The sequence below is a fragment of the Streptomyces sp. NPDC101118 genome (assembly GCF_044759445.1).
Lineage (GTDB): Bacteria > Actinomycetota > Actinomycetes > Streptomycetales > Streptomycetaceae > Streptomyces.
Genome location: NZ_JBIVZG010000016.1, coordinates 16031 through 33983, shown reverse-complemented (window position 1 = coordinate 33983; position 17953 = coordinate 16031). Strand labels below are relative to the sequence as shown.

The following is a 17953-nucleotide window of genomic DNA, read 5'->3' as shown; positions in this document are numbered from 1 at the left end:
CCGTTGCGCACGACCCGTCACCCGCGTCCCGGAAGGCGCCACCTGTGAAGCCCCGCCTGAGCGTTGTCATCCCGGTCCACGACGTCGAGCCGTACCTGCTCGCCTGCCTGCGGTCGGTCGCCGCGCAGACGGCCTCCGACCTGGAGGCCGTGCTGGTGGACGACGGGTCCACGGACGGCAGCGGACGGATCGCGGAGGCGTTCGCGGCGGGCGACCGGCGCTTCCGGTACGTGCGGCAGCCCAACGCGGGCCTGGCGGCGGCCCGCAACTCCGGGGTGCGGCACACGAGCCCGGGCGTCCCGTACCTGACCTTCGTCGACGGCGACGACCTGGTCGCCCCCGACGCGTACGAGCGGATGCTGGCCAGCCTGGAGCGGACCGGCTCGGACTTCGCCACCGGCAACGTGTGGCGGCTCCGGGGCCGCGAGCGCGAGCAGTTCCGCCGCTACCGGTGGCTGGGCGGCGACCTGGAGGGCACGCACATCACCCGCAGGTGGGAGCTGCTGACGGACCGGACGGCCTGGAACAAGGTGTTCCGCAGGTCCTTCTGGGACCGGCACCAGCTCGCCTTCCCGGAGGGGCGGCTGTACGAGGACGCGCCGGTCACCATCCCCGCGCACTTCCTGGCGGACTCCGTGGACGTGCTCCACGGGCACGTCTACTACTGGCGGGTGCGCGGGGGTTCGGTCACCCGGCGGGGCACGGACGTGGCAGGGGTGCGGGACCGGATCGCGGCCTGCGAGGAGATCAGCGAGTTCCTGGCGCGGCTGGGTCCCGGCTCCGCGGGGCGCAGGGGCCGGGCCGGGGGTTCCACGGGCCACCGGCGCACGTACGACGTGTCCTGCCTGCGCGACGACTTCGTGTTCTTCATGCGCCGGCTCCCGGCGGGCGGCCCCGACTTCCGCGACACCCTGCTGGCCGGCGCGGCCGCCTTCCTCGACCGGGCCGGGCCCACGGTCACCGAGGACCTGCCGGTCGACCTGCGGGCCCAGTACCAGCTGGTCCGGGAAGGGCGGGTGCCCGAGCTGCTGGACCTGATCGCCGAGGGGCCGGCCTTCGACGTCCGCCGCCGGCACGCGGTCTTCCCCGGGGTGCCGCTGCCGTCCGCCACGACCCGGCTGCGCGGCTCCGACCTGCCGGTGGTGGCCAGGCTGCTGTCCGCGGCCTGGGGCCCCGACGGCCGGCTGCGGATGACCGGCTACGCGTACATCCGCAACCTCGGCGCGGCCGCCCCCCGGCTGCCGCTGCGCACCGGGGTGCTGCGGTCGGGACGCGCGCTGCGCCTCGTCCCCACCCGCGGCACGACGGCCACGGAGGCCACCGAGCAGTCCGGCCAGAACCGGCACGACTACGACGGCTCCGGCTTCGAGATGACCGTGGACCCGCACGGCCTGCGCCCCGGCGACTGGGACGTCTCGGTGGTCAGCGGCCTGCGCCGGGCGGCGGTCCGCGCCCTGGACCAGGGGCAGGCGCAGCCGCTGGTCTTCGACCGGGGCCTGGGCACGCGGGTCACCCTGGACTTCGCCGAGGGCCGCGCGGTGCTGCGGGTGCGCCCGTACGCGGCGCTGGTGACCGGACACGAGCTGCCGGACGGCGGCGCGCTGACCCTCTCCGGCACCCTCTTCGGCGACACCGTCCCGTCCCACCTGCGGCTGTGCCGCCGCGGCGGCGACGGCTTCCTCTTCCCCCTGTCGGCGGACGGGCGTTCCTTCACCGTGACGGTCGACCCGGCGCTGCTGTACGAGGCCCCCGGCGTCCCGCACCTCGACCCGGCCGAGGTCGGCGCCCCGGACGGCGAGGTGTGGGCCGCGGAACTGGTCCTGCCCGACGGCACCACCGCCGAGCTGGCCTCCTCGCCCGCCCTGCCGCCCGGCCGCCACCCGCTGTGCGTGCTGACCGACCCGTACGGCCGGCTCACCCTGGAGCTGACCGAGCGGCCCCTGCTGTCGGCCGTCTCCTGGGATCCGGACGGGGCGGTGCTGTGCCTGGAGGGCAGCTGCGCCCTGGAGGCGGGGGCGGAGCTGGTGCTGCGGCACACCACGCTGCACGAGGAGCTGGTCACGCCGGTCACGCCGCGGGAGGGCCGGTTCGCCGTGCGCGTGGGTCCGGGCGGCGGGGCCCTGCGGGAGGGCGAGTGGGCGGCGTACCTGCGCGAGGCCAACGGCACCGAGCACACGCTGCGGCTGCTGGCCGCCCCGGCCCAGGAGCTGCCGCTGCGGTTCACCGCGGCCGGGCGGGAGTTCACGGTCAGCCGCCGGCACGGGGACCGGCTGCACCTCACCTCCGGGTCGATGCTGCCGCGGGCCGAGCGGGGCCCATACCGGCGGCAGATCCTCCAGACCGCCCACTACCCGGCCCACCTGGCCCGCCCGCTGCGCGAGACGGTGCTGTACGGCGACTCGCCCGCGGCCCGCGCGGTGCACGCCGAGCTGCTGCGGCGGGGCACCGACGTGGAGCACCTGTGGGTGACGCACGACCAGCGGACCCCGGTGCCGCCCACGGCCACCCCCGTCGAGCTGCACGGCTCGGCCTGGTACGAGGCGCTGGCCCGGTCCCGCCGGATCGTGACGGCGGCGGACCTGCCGGACTGGTTCGAGCGGCGCCCCGGGCAGACGGTCGTACGGATCTGGCAGGGCACGCCGGTGAAGCGGGTCGGCACGGACCTGACCGGCGGGGTGTACGCCGACCACCGCAGGCTGGAGGCGCTGCCCCGGCAGACCCGGCAGTGGTCGGTGCTGGTCTCGCCGAGCACCTTCGCGACCGGGGTGCTGCGCCGGGCCCTGGGGTACACGGGTGAGGTGCTGGAGGCGGGTTCGCCGCACAACGACCTGCTGCTGGCGCCGGACCGGGAGAAGGCCGCGGAGGAGCTGCGGCGGGCGCTGGAGCTGCCGCCGGGGGCGCGGACGGTGCTGTACGCGCCGACGTTCCGGGACCACCTGGCCCACGCGGAGGGCCGGTTCGGCTTCGATCCGGGGCGGAACCTGGACCTGGAGCTGGCCGAGCGCGAACTGGGCGCCGGCCACGTGCTGCTGGTCCGCCGGCACCCGCTGGCCACGGGCCCGGCGCTGCCGCGTACGCCGTTCGTGCGGGACGTGTCGGGGCACCCGGACCCGGCGGCGCTGATGCTGGTGGCGGACGTGCTGGTGACCGACTACTCGTCGCTGATGTGCGACTTCACGCTGACCGGGCGGCCGGTGCTGCTGCACACGCACGACCTGGAGGACTACCGGGACCTGGTGCGGGGGCTGAGCCTGGACCTGGAGCGCACGGCGCCGGGACCCCTGCTGAAGACGACCGCCGAGCTGTGCGCGGCCGTGCGGGAGGCGGGTGCGGTGCGGGCGCGGCACGCGGACGCGTACGCGGGGTTCCGGGCCGCGTACTGCGACCTGGACGACGGGCGGGCGGCGCAGCGGGTGGCGGACCGGCTGCTGCAGGGCTGACCGCAGCCGCGGGGCGGGGCACCGCGGCCGCGGGTCACGGCAGGGCGGCCGCGGGTCAACGCAGGGCGGCCGCGGGTCACGGCAGGCGCTCGTACCGGACGAGCACGACGCGCCCGTGCACCAGCCGGCGGCGGCCCGTCTCGGCGAACTCGGCCCGCAGCAGGGCGCGTTTGGCGCGCTCGGCGGGGGTGGCCGGCGGCCGGCCCGGGTCCTTGGCCGCCTCGTTGGTGAGGACGAGCCAGACGCGGTCGTGACGGGCGAGGCGCCGGCCGAGGGTGGCTGCGTCCGTCTCGGTCCCGTACAGCGTGGCGGACCGGGGTCCGGGGACGGCCAGGCCCACGTCCGCGGCGGCGCGGAAGCCGTCGGGGTAGGCGAGGGCGATGCGCCGTCCCATGTCGGGCACGTAGAGCACCGCGTCCCCGGGCCGGACCAGCGTCCGTGCCGCCCGGGCCACGGCGGCGAAGTCGTCGCCGCGGGACTCGGGGGTCCGCAGGCGGACCTGTACGGCGTACTGCGCCCATAACCCGGCGGCGACCAGCAGCACACCGGCCAGTCCGTACGCCACGGCGGCCGGGCGGCGCGCGGGCGGCGCGGCGGCCTCGGCGGACCGTGCCGCGCGCCACCGCGACGGCACTGCCGACAGGGCAGCCGGCAGCGCGTCGAAACCCGCCGCGGCCAGCAGCGGCAGCCCGGGGAGCGCGAAGAGCACGTACCGGTCGTAGTACAGCGGCTCCAGCTGCGAGACGCCGAGCAGCAGCGCGGGTGGCACCAGCAGCAGCGGCGCCGCGACGGCGGCCACCCGCGGGGCGGCCCAGATCCCGGCGGCGGCCAGGGCCGGCACCACGGCGGTGACGGCCGGGACCGGCCCGGCGAAGGCGGCCACCAGCTGCCCCACGGCCTCGGCACCGGGCCGCTCCAGCCAGCCGACCTGGCCGCTCTGCCCCCGGGACCGGCACAGCAGCGGGACGACCGCCGCACAGGCCGCACCGGTCGCCACGGCCCAGCGGCGCCGGTCGGCCGGCGGGTACCCGGCGAGCCGGAGGCTCAGCAGGTGGGCCGGGACCACGAGCAGCGCGAAGACGTGCAGGAGCCCGGCGGCGGCGAGCACGACGGCGTACCCGCCCCAGCGGCGCGCGGTGAACAGCACGGTCGCGAGGGCGACGAGGGCGCCGACCAGGGCGTACGAGCGGCCCTCCTGGGCGTAACGGCTCACCAGCGGCGTCACGGCGTACGCGAGGCCCGCCCAGAGTCCGACGCGCGGCCGGGCCAGCCGCACCCCCAGCTCCGCCACGAGGGCGGCGGTGGCGGCCGCGCCCAGCAGGGACGGCAGCCGGAGCACGACCTCGCCGGGGTGCGGGTCGAGCGCGAACAGGGCGTGGACCAGGGCGTAGTAGAGCGCGTGGACGGCGTCGACGGAGGCCACCAGGTGCCAGATCTCCGGGAGGGTGCGCCGGGCCACCTGCCAGGTGACGGCCTCGTCGCGCCACAGGGTGCCGCGGTCGAGGCCCCACGCCCCGACGGCGAGCGCGACGGCGGCGGGGGCCGCGAGGGCGCAGCGTCTGGTGAGACTCACGGCGCCAGTTTCGGGGTGCCGGGCGGCGGCCGGGTGAATCCCGCGTGACGCCCGGGGGCGCGCCTCAGGCACCGGGCGCCCTCGGGCCGGCCCGTGTCCCGGGCCCGTCAGGAGCGGGGCGCGACCGCGTCGGCCTCCCCCGCCGCGCGTCAGGCGCCGGGCGCCCGCAGGCCGGCCACCACGGCGTGGGCGAGGTCGTCCAGGTAGGAGTCCGGCAGTCCGGCGCGGATCACGACGAGCCGCCAGTACAGCGGCCCGATGGCGAGGTCGAGGGCCCGCTCGGGGTCGGTGCCCTCCGGCAGTTCGCCCCGGGCCACGGCGGCCCGCACGATGTCCCCGGCGATGCCCTCCTGGCCCTGGAGGAGCACCCCGCGCACGGCCTCGGCCAGTTCGGGGTTGCGGGCGGCCTCGACGAGGAGGTCCGGGATGACCTGGGAGGCCACGGGGTGGCGCAGGAGGTGGGCGGTGACCTCCAGCAGGGCGCGGACGTCGCCGTGGAGCGAGCCGGTGTCGGGAGCGGGCAGTCCCTGGGCGGCGAAGGCGGAGACCAGGTCGAGCACGAGGTGGAGCTTGGAGCGCCAGCGGCGGTAGACGGCGGTCTTGCCGACCCCGGCACGGCGGGCGACGGCCTCGATCGACATCTTCGAGAAGCCGACCGTGGCGAGTTCCTCGAAGACCGCGGCCCGGATGGCCTCGGTGACGTCCTCGCGGAGCACGGCCGCTCCGGCGGGCGCGCGTCGGGAGGGCGAGGCGGCGGCGGGCTCGTTGGTCATGCACACGAGCATAGCGGTGGGCTGCGTCACGACGATACGGTTGCGTTCCGACGTCCGGGCATCCTACTCTCGACGTAGCGACGATACGGGTCCGTCCCATCGCCGACCGAGCCTCCCCCTCGAAAGCGAGCTCCCCCGTGAGCCTGACGACCGCGCCCCCGAAACCGGCCCCGCAACCGGCCGGCCGGCCGGGCGGCACCGTGACACTCCCCGCCGTCCCCCCGGACCCGGAGGCCGCCCGGCTGGCCGCCGCGCACGGCCTGCGCATCAGCGGCGAACGCCCCGGCCTGCTCGCCTACACCCGGCAGCTGTGCCGGCGGCGGCAGTTCATCGCCACCTTCGCCACCGCCCGGATGAGCGCCACGTACAGCACGGCCAGGCTCGGCCAGGTCTGGCACCTGATGACCCCGCTGCTCAACGCGGCCGTCTACTACTTCGTCTTCGGCGTCATCCTCAACACCCGGAGCGGCACACCCCAGTTCATCCCGTACCTGGTGACGGGCGTGTTCGTGTGGGACTTCTTCTCCAGCGCCCTCAACTCCGGCACCCGAGCCGTCTCGGGCAACCTCGGCCTGGTCCGCGCCCTGCAGTTCCCGCGCGCGGCACTGCCCGTCTCCGCCGTGGTCCAGCTCTTCCAGCAGCTGATGGTCACCATGGGCGCGCTGGTCCTGATCCTGCTCGCGTTCGGCCAGCCGCCGCGGCTGTCCTGGCTGCTCGCCCTGCCCGCCCTGGCACTGCTCGCGGTGTTCTGCGCCGGCTGCGCGCTGGTGATGGCCAGGATCGGCAGCCGGACCCCGGACGTGCAGCAGCTCATGCCGTTCCTGCTGCGCACCTGGATGTACTCCTCGGGCGTGATGTGGAACATCGGGCCCACACTGGAGAAGCACCACGTACCGCACGCGGTGATGCTGGCCTTCCAGTGGAACCCGGCGGCCCTCTACATCGACCTGGTGCGCTTCGCCCTGCTCGACAGCCACCACGCCCACCAGCTGCCGCCCCACGCCTGGGCGCTCGCCGCCGGCTGGGCGCTGCTCGCGGGGATCGGCGGCTACGTCTGGTTCTGGAAGGCGGAAGAGGAGTACGGCCGTGGCTGAACCCAGGATTCCCACCGTGATCGCGGACGACGTCCACGTGGTCTACAAGGTGCAGGGCGCCGGGGGCGGCCGCGGCAGCGCCACCTCCGCCCTGAGCCGCATCTTCTCCCGCCGCGAGCGGCCCGGCGTCCGCGAGGTGCACGCCGTCAGGGGCGTCAGCTTCGTCGCGTACAAGGGCGAGGCCATCGGCCTCATCGGCTCCAACGGCTCGGGCAAGTCCACCCTCCTGAAGGCCATCGCCGGCCTGCTCCCGGCCGCCGCCGGACGGGTCTACACCGACGGCCAGCCCTCGCTGCTCGGTGTCAACGCGGCCCTGATGAACGACCTGACCGGGGAGCGGAACGTCATGCTCGGCGGCCTCGCCATGGGGATGACCAGGCAGCAGATCCAGGAGCGCTACGAGGAGATCGTGGAGTTCTCCGGCATCAACGAGAAGGGCGACTTCATCTCGCTGCCCATGCGCACCTACTCCTCCGGCATGGCCGCCCGGCTGCGCTTCGCCATCGCCGCCGCGAAGAGCCACGAGGTGCTCATGATCGACGAGGCCCTGGCCACCGGCGACGCCCGCTTCCAGCGCCGCAGCCGGCGGCGGATCGAGGAGCTGCGCGAGGAGGCCGGCACCGTCTTCCTGGTCAGCCACGGCATCGGCACCATCCGGGAGACGTGCGACCGGGCGATCTGGCTGGAAGCGGGCGTGCTGCGCATGGACGGCCCGACCAAGGAGGTCTGCGACGCGTACGAGGCCTTCGGGAAGAAGTGACGGCGGGGCCGGCACGACCGGACCGGCCGGACCGCCCCACACGACGGGAGCGCCCCGGACCGCGAAGGTCCGGGGCGCTCCGTCGTACGGGCGTTGCCGCCGGCGTCAGCTGTGCGTGCGCAGCAGCGTCCGCATGGTCCGCATCGCGACCGAGAGGTTCGCCAGGTCGAAGTCGTCCGACCCGTGGATCTCCTCCAGCGTGGTCCGGGCGCGGCCGATGATCGCGGCGTTGCGCTCCTCCCAGGCCTTGAACCGCTCCTCGGGGGTCGAGGTGCCGTTGCCGACCGACAGGACGTCGGCCGTCAGGCCCGCGTGGGCGGCGAACAGGTCCTCGCGGATGGAGGCGCGGGCCATCGACTGCCACCGGTCGTTGCGCGGCAGCTCGATGATCCGGTCCATCAGCTGGGTGATGTTCAGGCGGTCGGCGAGGTCGTAGTACACCTCGGCGACGTCCAGCGCGTCCTTGCCGGTCCGGTCGGCGATCGCGACGATGTCGAGCGTCGGGAAGGCCGAGGAGAAGCCCGCGACCTTCAGGGCCAGCTCCTCCGGCACGCCCGCGCCGGTCAGCTCGTCCAGGACCAGCTGGTACCACTCCAGGTCCGCACCGCGCACCAGCTTGGGCAGCTCGGCCCAGACCGTGGCCACCCGCTCGCTGAAGAACTCGATGGTCTCGGTGATCTCCAGCGGCTGCGGGCGGTTGTTCAGCAGCCAGCGGGTGCCGCGCTCCACCAGACGGCGCGAGTGCAGCCGGATCCGGGTCTGGACGTCGGCCGCGACCTGGTTGTCCAGGGCCTCGACGGCGTCCCACACCTCGGCCAGGCCGAAGATCTCGCGGGCGGACAGCTGCGCCCGGACGATCTCCTCCAGCGAGGCGCCGGTCTCCTCCCGCAGACGGTGCAGGAAGGTCGAGCCACCGGTGTTGATGGTGTCGTTGACCAGGATCGTGGTGATGATCTCCCGGCGCAGCGCGTGGGACTCGACCTGCTCGGGGAACCGGTCCCGCAGCGCCTGCGGGAAGTACGCGAAGAGCAGGCGGCGCAGGTACGGGTCGTCCGGCAGGCCGGTGACGATCAGCTCGTCGGCGGTCGTGATCTTCGTGTAGGCGAGGAGCACGGCCAGCTCGGGCTGGGTCAGACCCTTGTCGGTGTTGAGCAGCTCGCGGATCTGCCGGTCGCTGGGCAGGAACTCCAGCGCGCGGTCCAGCCGGCCCTCGCGGCCGAGGCGGCGCATGAAGCGCTGCTGGGCGTGGAGCAGGCTGGCGGACTGGGCGATGCCGTTGGCCAGGGCCGTGTTCTGCGCGTAGTTGTTGCGCAGCACGAGGCGGCCGACCTCGTCCGTCATCTCGGCGAGCAGCTTGTTGCGCTGCTTGACGGTCATGTCGCCGTCCGCGACCACCGCGTTCAGCAGGATCTTGATGTTCACCTCGTGGTCGGAGGTGTCCACGCCGGCGCTGTTGTCGATGGCGTCGGTGTTGACCTTGCCGCCGTGCTGGGCGAACTCGATGCGGCCCAGCTGGGTCAGGCCCAGGTTGCCGCCCTCGCCGACGACCTTGACCCGCAGGTCGGCGCCGTCGACGCGGATGGCGTCGTTGGCCTTGTCGCCGACGTCCGTGTGGGACTCGCTGCCGGCCTTGACGTACGTACCGATGCCGCCGTTCCACAGCAGGTCCACCGGGGCCTTGAGGACCGCCTGCATCAGCTCGGCCGGGGTCATCTTGGTGACGCCGGCCTCGATGCCGAGGGCCTCGCGGATCTGGGCGTTGACCGGGATGGACTTCGCGGAGCGGGGGTGGATGCCGCCGCCCGCGGAGAGCAGCTCGGTGTCGTAGTCGGCCCACGAGGAGCGCGGCAGCTCGAACAGGCGGCGGCGCTCGGCGTACGAGGTGGCCGCGTCCGGGTTCGGGTCGATGAAGATGTGCCGGTGGTCGAAGGCCGCGACCAGGCGGATGTGCTCGGAGAGCAGCATGCCGTTGCCGAACACGTCGCCGGACATGTCGCCGACGCCGACGACCGTGAAGTCCTCGGTCTGCGTGTCGTGGCCCAGCTCGCGGAAGTGCCGCTTGACCGACTCCCAGGCACCGCGGGCGGTGATGCCCATGCCCTTGTGGTCGTATCCGGCCGAGCCGCCGGAGGCGAAGGCGTCGCCCAGCCAGAAGCCGTACGACTCCGCGACGCCGTTGGCGATGTCGGAGAAGGTCGCGGTGCCCTTGTCGGCGGCGACGACGAGGTAGGTGTCGTCCTCGTCGTGGCGCACCACGCCCTTCGGGGGCACGACCTCGCCGGCGACCATGTTGTCGGTGATGTCGAGCAGCGCCGAGATGAAGATCTTGTACGAGGCGATGCCCTCGGCCAGCCACGCGTCACGGTCGACCGACGGGTCCGGCAGGTTCTTCGCGACGAAGCCGCCCTTGGCGCCGACCGGCACGATGACGGTGTTCTTGACCATCTGCGCCTTGACCAGGCCGAGGATCTCCGTGCGGAAGTCCTCGCGGCGGTCGGACCAGCGCAGGCCACCGCGGGCGACCTTGCCGAAGCGCAGGTGCACGCCCTCGACGCGCGGCGAGTAGACCCAGATCTCGTACGCCGGGCGCGGCGCGGGGAGGTCCGGGATCGCCTGCGGGTCGAACTTCATCGACACGTAGGCGTGCGGCTCGCCGTCGGCGTTCGCGCTCTGGAAGAAGTTCGTCCGCAGGGTCGCCTTGATGAGGGTGAGGAAGGACCGCAGGATCCGGTCCTCGTCGAGCGAGGCGACCTGGTCCAGCGCGCCGTCCAGCTCCTCCATCATCGCGTCGATCAGCTCGGTGCCGGCGGCCTGGCGGCTCGGCGACATCCGGGCCTCGAACAGCGAGACCAGCAGGCGGGTGGTGTGGACGTTGTTGCGGAGGGTGTCCTCCATGTAGTCCTGGCTGAAGGTCGAGCCGGCCTGGCGCAGGTACTTGGCGTACGCGCGCAGGACGACGGCCTGCCGCCAGGTCAGCCCGGCGCCGAGCACCAGGGCGTTGAAGTTGTCGTTCTCCGCCTCGCCGGTCCAGACGGCCGCGAAGGCGTCCTGGAAGCGCTCGCGGGCGTCGTCGCCCAGGTCGCCGTTGCCGCTGCCGGCCGGCATCCGCAGACCGAAGTCGTAGATCCAGGCGCTCTTGCGGTCGCTGCAGCGCAGCTCGTACGGGCGCTCGTCGGTGACCTCGACGCCCAGGCGGTGCAGCACCGGCAGGACGGCCGAGAGGGAGACCTGCTCGCCCCGGCGGTAGATCTTGAAGCGGCGCTCGCCCGGGCCGGCGCTGACCGGCTCGTACAGCGAGAGCGCGAACTCCTGGCCGCTGGCGGACAGCCGCTCCATGTGCACGAGGTCGGAGACCGCGGCGCGCGGCGAGTGGTCGGCCTTGTAGCCCTGGGAGAAGGCGTCGCCGTAGCGGCGCAGCATCTCCGCGGCGCGCTCCTCGCCCAGCTCGTTGACCAGGGCCTCCTGGAAGCCGTCGGCCCAGGAGCGGGCGGCCTCGACCAGGCGGGCCTCGATGCGCTCGGCGTCGGCGTCGGTGAGGTCGGGCAGGACGGTGCCCTGCGGGACGCGGACCACGAAGTGGATCCGGGAGAGGACCGACTCGGTGTTCCAGGCGGTGAAGTCGACGCTGGTGCCGCCGAGCTCCTCGCGCAGGATGTCCATCAGCCGCAGGCGGACGCCGGTGGTGAAGCGGTCGCGCGGCAGGTACACGAGGGCCGAGTAGTAGCGGCCGTACTCGTCCTGGCGCAGGTAGAGCCGCAGCCGGCGGCGCTCCTGCAGGTACAGCACGGAGGTGACGATCTCGCGGAGCTTGTCGACCGGGGTCTGGAACAGCTCGTCGCGCGGGTAGGTCTCAAGGATCTGGAGCAGGTCCCGGCCGTCGTGGCTGCTGGGCGCGAATCCGGCGCCCTCCAGGACCTCGATGACCTTGCGGCGGATCACCGGGACGCGGCGGACGGACTCGGTGTACGCGGCCGAGGAGAACAGGCCGAGGAAACGGCGCTCGCCGATGACGTTGCCCTCGGCGTCGAACTTCTTGACGCCGACGTAGTCGAGGTAGCTGGGGCGGTGGACCGTGGCGCGGCTGTTGGCCTTGGTCAGCACCAGCAGCTTGTGCTCGCGCGCCTTGGCGCGGGCGTCGGCCGGCAGGCGGTTGAAGGACGGCGAGACCGGGTGGCCGTCCTCCTTCCCGCTGTGGTGCGGGTCGGAGCGCAGGATGCCGAGGCCGGTGCCGGGCACGGCGGCCAGGGAGTCGCCGTCGACCAGGTTGTACTCGCGGTAGCCAAGGAAGGTGAAGTGGTCGTCGGCGAGCCAGCGCAGCAGCTCCCGGGCCTCTTCGAGCTCGTACTCGCGCAGGTCGGGGGCGGTGGGCTCGTCGGGCAGCTGGTCGGCGATGCGCAGCGCGGCGTCGCGCATCTTCTCCCAGTCCTCGACGGCCTCGCGGACGTCGGACAGCACGCGCAGCAGGTCGACGGTGATCTGCTTGAGGTCGGCCTTGTCGGTCTCGCGGTCGATCTCGACGTGGATCCAGGACTCGACGAGCGAGTCGTGCGGGCGCGAGGTGCGCGGGCCGTGCGCGTCGCAGTCCGGGCCGAGGATCTCGATGAGCTTGCCCGTGACGTCGCGGCGGACGACGACCTGCGGGTGGATCACGACGTGGATGCCGCGGCCCTGGCGGGAGAGCTCGTTGGTGACGGAGTCGACGAGGAACGGCATGTCGTCCGTCACGACCTCGACGACCGAGTGGCTGGAGGTCCAGCCGTTCTCCTCGACCGTGGGGGTCTGGACGCGGACGCTCGCCGTGCCCTGCGGGCGGTTCTCGGCGAGCCGGTAGTGCGAGAGCGCGGCGCCGAAGACGTCCACCGGGTCGCGGTCGAGAAGGTCCTCGGGTGCGGTGTGCAGGTAGTAGCGCTGGAGGTACGAGAGCAGGGTGTCCCGGTCCGGACGCTCCGTCTGCTCGGACCCAGTCGGAAGTAGCCCCCCGGCCGGGCTGTTCTCAGCTACCCGTGCCGCCCGTGCGAGCAGCTCGGCCTTTGCTTCGTCCAGCTTGGTCTGCATGTCCTCTGGCTCCTGTCGCGCGCCGTTGCGTGACGTAGGGGAAGGAAGGAATGGCGTTGCGCCGCGGCACGGGGTGCCCGGCCGGGTTCGACGCTATGCCGTAAGGAGAGGCGACCGGAGCGGTTTCGGCCAAGATCGGCAGCGGGCTCCGGAAGCGGGAATCAGCGACTGCCCGGGCACTGTGGTGCTCCGGGCGCAGTCCGGGGGCGTCACTGCCCCCGAGGGATATCGCGCTGATCACGGGTCCAAGGCTATCTCGCCATCCCCCCGGGCCGTCATGAGCTGTATGTGTACAAAACCTGGGGGGGAACTTTGACACTCTGGACAGCGACGCGGGCTCCAGTGGCTATCGAGCCAGTTCCCGCGCGGTCTCGACCGCTTCCCGGAGGGTGTCGACGACGGGCACGCCGGCCGTCTCCAGACTGATGCGACTGTGGGAGCCGCCGGTGTAGAGCACCGCCAGGGCGCCCACGTGGGCGGCGGCGGCCGCGTCGTCCACGGCGTCCCCGATGACGACCGTGCGGGCCGCGGTGACCCCGTCCAGGGCCTCCAGGTGGCGGACCAGGTGCCCGGCCTTGCCGGTGTGCGAGGGGCCCGTACGGCCGTCCACGCGCAGGAAGTGGTGGGCGATGCCGTGGGTGTGGACCAGCGGTATGAGCCGGTCGTGCGGGGCGAGGGAGAGCAGGGACTGGGTCAGTCCGGCGTCCTGCCAGCCGGCCAGCAGCTCGCGGGCGCCGTCGGCGAGGTCCACGTCCTCGGCGAAGGCCCAGTAGTGGCGGTGGAAGACGTCGTCCATGACGAGCCACTCGGCCTCGGTGGGCATGCGGCCCATGAGGCGCTCGTAGAACTTGGGCACCGGCACGCAGTACAGGTCGCGGTAGCGCTCCAGCGTGATCTGCTCCAGGCCGAGCTCGGCGAACGAGGCGTTCGTCGCGTCGATGACGGCGTGGATGTCGTGCAGCAGCGTGCCGTTCCAGTCCCAGACGATGTGCGGTGCGGTGTTCCCGGCGTTCTTCCCCATGGAAAGACCGTACCCGCTGGCCGAAACCGCCTGGTCAGGAGATCAGGTTGGGGATCTCCTGCACGCCGTACCAGAGCAGTTCGTGGTCCTCGGCGCCGTCCACGGTGAACTGGGCGTCGTCGTCGCCCTGGTCGGCGGCGCCCAGGGCGTCGGCGGCGGCGGTGATGTCCGCGACGGCGTCGTCGGCGTCCACGTGCACGGCCGCGGCCAGCTTCAGCCGGACCGTCCCGTCGATCTTCACCTCGCCCAGGGTGGCGGTGTCGATGCCGGGGACGGCCGAGGCGGCCCGGTCGTCCACGTCCACGGCCACGACGACGCGGCGGCGGGCGGTGCCGGGGCTGGTCGCGATCAGGCGCAGGGAGGCGGCCGCGGCCCGGCTGAGGGCGGCGTACTCCAGCTCCTCGATGTCGTCCGAGACGTACCACTCGCGCAGCGAGGGGGTCACGGCGTACGCGAGCAGCGGGGCCGGGCCCAGCTCGCCCGCCTTGTGCGCCTCGGCGAGGCCGGGGAGGGTCAGGGGGACGTACACGCGCATGGGCGGCCGCTTTCCGTAGTCGGGACGTGCTCAGGATACGTGCGCCGGTCCCCCTTCGGGGTGCGGACCCCGGTCTCGCACCCGTCCACCCGCACACCTCTCCCGGCGCCTCTGACCAGGGCGTACGCGGGAACCCTCACACGGATAGGTGAACGGGCCGGCGGCGGGCCCGGAGCCGCGTGGACGATTGCCGGGCCCCCGGCCGGCCCGTAGAAGAACCCCGACGAAGTTACCGCCCGGTATAGCCCGGGCCCGGCGGATGGGGACGACCGGCATGCAGAGGGACAGGCGCAGCACCGACCGCACCAGGCCCCGCGGGCGCCACGACGCGGCGCGCCCCGGCGGCACGGCGGGCCCGGGCCGGGCGCCCCGGCCGCACCAGTGGTTCGCGGAACGCCTGCTGGCCGTGCTCAGCGGCCAGTGCCCGGTGCACCGGATGCTGGGCCACACCATCGGCGACGCGTACGAGCAGCTGGTCGTCCTGGCCCCCGGCGCACCCCTGCGCCCCGCGGCCCGCGTCCGCCCGGTCGTCCGGTACTGCGACATCGGCATGCCCGCCCCGGACGTCATCGAGGCCTTCGCCCGCATCGCCGCCGGCGACCGCCTCTCGGCCATGGCCTTCCGCCTGGAACGCGGCCGGGACCTCCGCTGGCGCTGCGCGGCGGTGGAGATCGGCCCCCGCGGATGAGGCGGAACGCGGCCGGGGCCGGCCACCCCCGAAGGGTGACCGGCCCCGGCCGTACGCACCGCGCGGCGGTGCTACTTCTTGCGGCGCCGGCCGCCCGCGGCCTTCTGCGCCTTGCGGCGCTCGGCCCGCGTCAGGCCGTCGCCCTCCGGAAGGGTGTCCGAGAAGTCGCCCTCGACGACACCGCCCTCGCCGTCCACCGTGGGGGCGGAGAAGTGCAGCCGGTCCGGGCGCTGCGGGGCGTCCAGGCCCTTGGCACGGATCTCGGGACGGGCCGCCGGGATGGCGTCCTCCTTCTCCAGCGAAGGCGCCACCGGGACCTCCTCGACCTGCTGCTCGACCTGGACCTCCAGGTTGAACAGGTAGCCGACGGACTCCTCCTTGATGCCCTCCATCATGGCGTTGAACATGTCGAAGCCCTCGCGCTGGTACTCGACCAGCGGGTCCTTCTGCGCCATGGCACGGAGGCCGATGCCCTCCTGGAGGTAGTCCATCTCGTAGAGGTGCTCGCGCCACTTGCGGTCGAGCACCGACAGCACCACGCGGCGCTCCAGCTCGCGCATGATGTCGGAGCCGAGCTGCTTCTCGCGCGCCTCGTACTGCTCGTGGATGTCGTCCTTGACGGACTCGGCGATGAACTCGGACGTGATGCCGGCGCGGTCGCCCGCGGCGTCCTCCAGCTCGTCCACCGTGACCTTGATCGGGTAGAGCTGCTTGAAGGCGCCCCACAGCCGGTCCAGGTCCCACTCCTCGGCGAAGCCCTCGACCGTCTCGGCCGCGATGTACGCGTCGATGGTGTCGTCCATGAAGAAGCGCACCTGCTCGTGCAGGTCCTCGCCCTCCAGGACGCGGCGGCGCTCGCCGTAGATGACCTCGCGCTGGCTGTTGAGGACCTCGTCGTACTTCAGGACGTTCTTGCGCGTCTCGAAGTTCTGGGTCTCGACCTGCGACTGGGCCGACGCGATCGCGCGCGTCACCATCTTGTTCTCGATCGGCACGTCGTCCGGGACGTTGGCCATGGCCATGACCCGCTCGACCATCTGGGCCTTGAACAGGCGCATCAGGTCGTCGCCCAGCGACAGGTAGAAGCGGGACTCGCCCGGGTCGCCCTGACGGCCGGAACGACCGCGCAGCTGGTTGTCGATACGGCGCGACTCGTGCCGCTCGGTGCCCAGGACGTACAGGCCGCCGAGGGACTTGACCTCCTCGAACTCGGCCTTGACGGCCTCCTCCGCCTTCTGGAGCGCGGAGGGCAGGGCGTGCGCCCACTCCTCGATGTGCTCCTCGGGGTCGAGGCCGCGCTGGCGCAGCTCCGCCTCGGCGAGGTCGTCGGGGTTGCCGCCGAGCTTGATGTCCGTACCGCGGCCGGCCATGTTCGTGGCGACCGTGACGGCGCCGCGGCGGCCGGCCTGGGCGACGATCACGGCCTCGCGCTCGTGGTGCTTGGCGTTGAGGACCTCGTGCGGGATGCCGCGCTTCGCGAGCTGCTGCGAGAGGTACTCGGACTTCTCGACCGAGGTGGTGCCGACCAGGATCGGCTGGCCCTTCTCGTGCTTCTCCGCGATGTCGTCGACGACCGCGGCGAACTTCGCGACCTCGGTGCGGTAGATCAGGTCCGGCTGGTCGGTGCGCTGCATCGGCCGGTTCGTCGGGATCGGCACGACGCCCAGCTTGTAGATCTGGTGGAACTCGGCGGCCTCGGTCATGGCCGTACCGGTCATGCCGGAGAGCTTGGTATAGAGGCGGAAGAAGTTCTGCAGGGTGATCGTGGCGAGGGTCTGGTTCTCGTCCTTGATGTCCACCCCTTCCTTCGCCTCGATCGCCTGGTGCATGCCCTCGTTGTAGCGGCGGCCGGCGAGGATACGGCCGGTGTGCTCGTCGACGATCATGACCTCGCCGTCGATGACGACGTAGTCCTTGTCCTTCTTGAACAGTTCCTTCGCCTTGATGGCGTTGTTCAGGTAACCGACGAGCGGGGTGTTCACCGACTCGTAGAGGTTGTCGATGCCGAGCCAGTCCTCGACCTTGGCGACACCGGCCTCGTGGATGCCGACGGTGCGCTTCTTCTCGTCGACCTCGTAGTCGCCGGTCTCCTCGATGCCCTTCAGCGGGTTGCCGGCCTCGCCCTTGGTCAGGCGGGTGACCAGCTTCGCGAAGTCGCCGTACCACTTGGTGGCCTGGTCGGCCGGGCCGGAGATGATCAGCGGCGTACGGGCCTCGTCGACCAGGATCGAGTCGACCTCGTCGACCACGGCGAAGTTGTGGCCGCGCTGCACCAGCTCGTCCTTCGACCACGCCATGTTGTCGCGCAGGTAGTCGAAACCGAACTCGTTGTTGGTGCCGTACGTGATGTCGCAGGCGTACTGCTCGCGGCGCTGCGCCGGCGACATGTTCGCCAGGATGCAGCCGACGTTCAGGCCCAGGAACTTGTGGACGCGGCCCATCATCTCGGAGTCGCGCTCGGCGAGGTAGTCGTTCACCGTGATCAGGTGGACGCCGTCGCCGGACAGCGCGTTGAGGTACGCGGGCAGCGTGCCGACGAGGGTCTTGCCCTCACCGGTCTTCATCTCGGCCACGTACCCGAGGTGCAGGGCGGCGCCGCCCATGATCTGCACGTCGTAGTGGCGCTGGCCGAGGACGCGCTTGGCGGCCTCGCGGACGGTGGCGAAGGCCTCCGGGAGCAGGTCGTCAAGGCTCTCGCCGTTGGCGTACCGCTCCTTGTACTCCTCCGTCAGCGCCTTCAACTCGGCGTCGGAGAGGTTGACGAAGTCCTCTTCGATGGAGTTGACCTGGTCCGCGATGCGGTGCAGTTTGCGCAGGATCTTGCCTTCGCCTGCACGCATGAGCTTGTTGAAGACGGACACTGAGGCTGGTCTCCTTGCCGGTCGGGCCTGGCACTGGTTCGTACACGGGCACGGCAGGTGGGCCCCACCGCAACGGCCATCGTAAGCGAGGACGTGGTCGCGCCGGGAGGTCCGCCGTCGCCGCAGGGCGGCGCGCGCCCGGAATGAGAACGT

10 protein-coding genes are annotated in these 17953 nt (G+C 72.7%); 4 read left to right on the top strand and 6 right to left on the bottom strand.

Going from position 1 to position 17953, the window contains the following annotated elements:
• Positions 1 to 44 precede the first annotated feature (44 nt).
• A complete protein-coding gene (locus ACIQUQ_RS24105) occupies positions 45 to 3440 on the top strand; it encodes a CDP-glycerol glycerophosphotransferase family protein (RefSeq protein ID WP_403979305.1) in 3396 nt (1131 codons plus the stop codon).
• A 76-nt stretch (positions 3441 to 3516) separates the two neighbouring features.
• Here ACIQUQ_RS24105 and ACIQUQ_RS24100 read toward each other — a convergent pair whose 3' ends face one another.
• Both ACIQUQ_RS24100 and ACIQUQ_RS24095 read right to left on the bottom strand, forming a co-directional pair.
• Positions 3517 to 5013 carry a hypothetical protein gene (locus ACIQUQ_RS24100; RefSeq protein WP_403979302.1) on the bottom strand — a complete coding sequence of 499 codons (1497 nt, stop codon included), beginning with the start codon at positions 5011 to 5013 and terminating at the stop codon, positions 3517 to 3519.
• A 149-nt stretch (positions 5014 to 5162) separates the two neighbouring features.
• The gene (locus ACIQUQ_RS24095) at positions 5163 to 5786 is read right to left on the bottom strand and encodes a TetR/AcrR family transcriptional regulator (RefSeq protein ID WP_403979299.1); all 624 of its coding nucleotides are present in this window, start codon (positions 5784 to 5786) and stop codon (positions 5163 to 5165) included.
• A gap of 200 nt (positions 5787 to 5986) precedes the next feature.
• Here ACIQUQ_RS24095 and ACIQUQ_RS24090 point away from each other — a divergent pair, with 200 nt between their 5' ends.
• Together ACIQUQ_RS24090 and ACIQUQ_RS24085 are read left to right on the top strand one after the other, a co-directional pair.
• Entirely contained in the window at positions 5987 to 6880 is an 894-nt protein-coding gene (locus tag ACIQUQ_RS24090) for an ABC transporter permease (protein ID WP_403979297.1), read from the top strand.
• Positions 6873 to 7640 carry an ABC transporter ATP-binding protein gene (locus ACIQUQ_RS24085; RefSeq protein WP_403979294.1) on the top strand — a complete coding sequence of 256 codons (768 nt, stop codon included), beginning with the start codon at positions 6873 to 6875 and terminating at the stop codon, positions 7638 to 7640. The genes ACIQUQ_RS24090 and ACIQUQ_RS24085 overlap by 8 nt, the downstream gene beginning before the upstream one ends.
• 105 nt (positions 7641 to 7745) lie before the next feature.
• On the opposite strand, the gene ACIQUQ_RS24080 is transcribed toward ACIQUQ_RS24085, so the two are convergent.
• The 3 genes from ACIQUQ_RS24080 to ACIQUQ_RS24070 all read right to left on the bottom strand — a co-directional run bounded on the left by ACIQUQ_RS24080 (position 7746) and on the right by ACIQUQ_RS24070 (position 14251).
• Positions 7746 to 12695 carry an NAD-glutamate dehydrogenase gene (locus ACIQUQ_RS24080; protein WP_403979292.1) on the bottom strand — a complete coding sequence of 1650 codons (4950 nt, stop codon included), beginning with the start codon at positions 12693 to 12695 and terminating at the stop codon, positions 7746 to 7748.
• A gap of 346 nt (positions 12696 to 13041) precedes the next feature.
• Positions 13042 to 13716, bottom strand: coding sequence for an HAD family hydrolase (locus tag ACIQUQ_RS24075; protein ID WP_403979289.1), 675 nt, complete (start codon positions 13714 to 13716; stop codon positions 13042 to 13044).
• A 34-nt stretch (positions 13717 to 13750) separates the two neighbouring features.
• Positions 13751 to 14251, bottom strand: a complete 501-nt coding sequence (locus ACIQUQ_RS24070; protein ID WP_403979286.1) for a DUF6912 family protein — start codon at positions 14249 to 14251, stop codon at positions 13751 to 13753.
• A gap of 274 nt (positions 14252 to 14525) precedes the next feature.
• Here ACIQUQ_RS24070 and ACIQUQ_RS24065 point away from each other — a divergent pair, with 274 nt between their 5' ends.
• Positions 14526 to 14939, top strand: coding sequence for an Rv3235 family protein (locus ACIQUQ_RS24065; RefSeq protein ID WP_403979284.1), 414 nt, complete (start codon positions 14526 to 14528; stop codon positions 14937 to 14939).
• Between the two features lie 71 nt (positions 14940 to 15010).
• Here the strand turns inward: ACIQUQ_RS24065 and secA are convergent, their stop codons facing one another.
• Entirely contained in the window at positions 15011 to 17800 is a 2790-nt protein-coding gene (gene secA, locus ACIQUQ_RS24060) for a preprotein translocase subunit SecA (protein ID WP_403979281.1), read from the bottom strand.
• Positions 17801 to 17953: the final 153 nt, after the last annotated feature.

What these genes read in the sequence shown, in the direction of transcription:
- ACIQUQ_RS24095 (WP_403979299.1), bottom strand. Translation starts at nt 5,786, where the DNA reads ATGACCAACGAGCCCGCCGCCGCCTCGCCCTCCCGACGCGCGCCCGCC.
- ACIQUQ_RS24080 (WP_403979292.1), bottom strand. Translation starts at nt 12,695, where the DNA reads ATGCAGACCAAGCTGGACGAAGCAAAGGCCGAGCTGCTCGCACGGGCG.
- ACIQUQ_RS24075 (WP_403979289.1), bottom strand. Translation starts at nt 13,716, where the DNA reads ATGGGGAAGAACGCCGGGAACACCGCACCGCACATCGTCTGGGACTGG.
- ACIQUQ_RS24070 (WP_403979286.1), bottom strand. Translation starts at nt 14,251, where the DNA reads ATGCGCGTGTACGTCCCCCTGACCCTCCCCGGCCTCGCCGAGGCGCAC.
- ACIQUQ_RS24065 (WP_403979284.1), top strand. Translation starts at nt 14,526, where the DNA reads ATGCAGAGGGACAGGCGCAGCACCGACCGCACCAGGCCCCGCGGGCGC.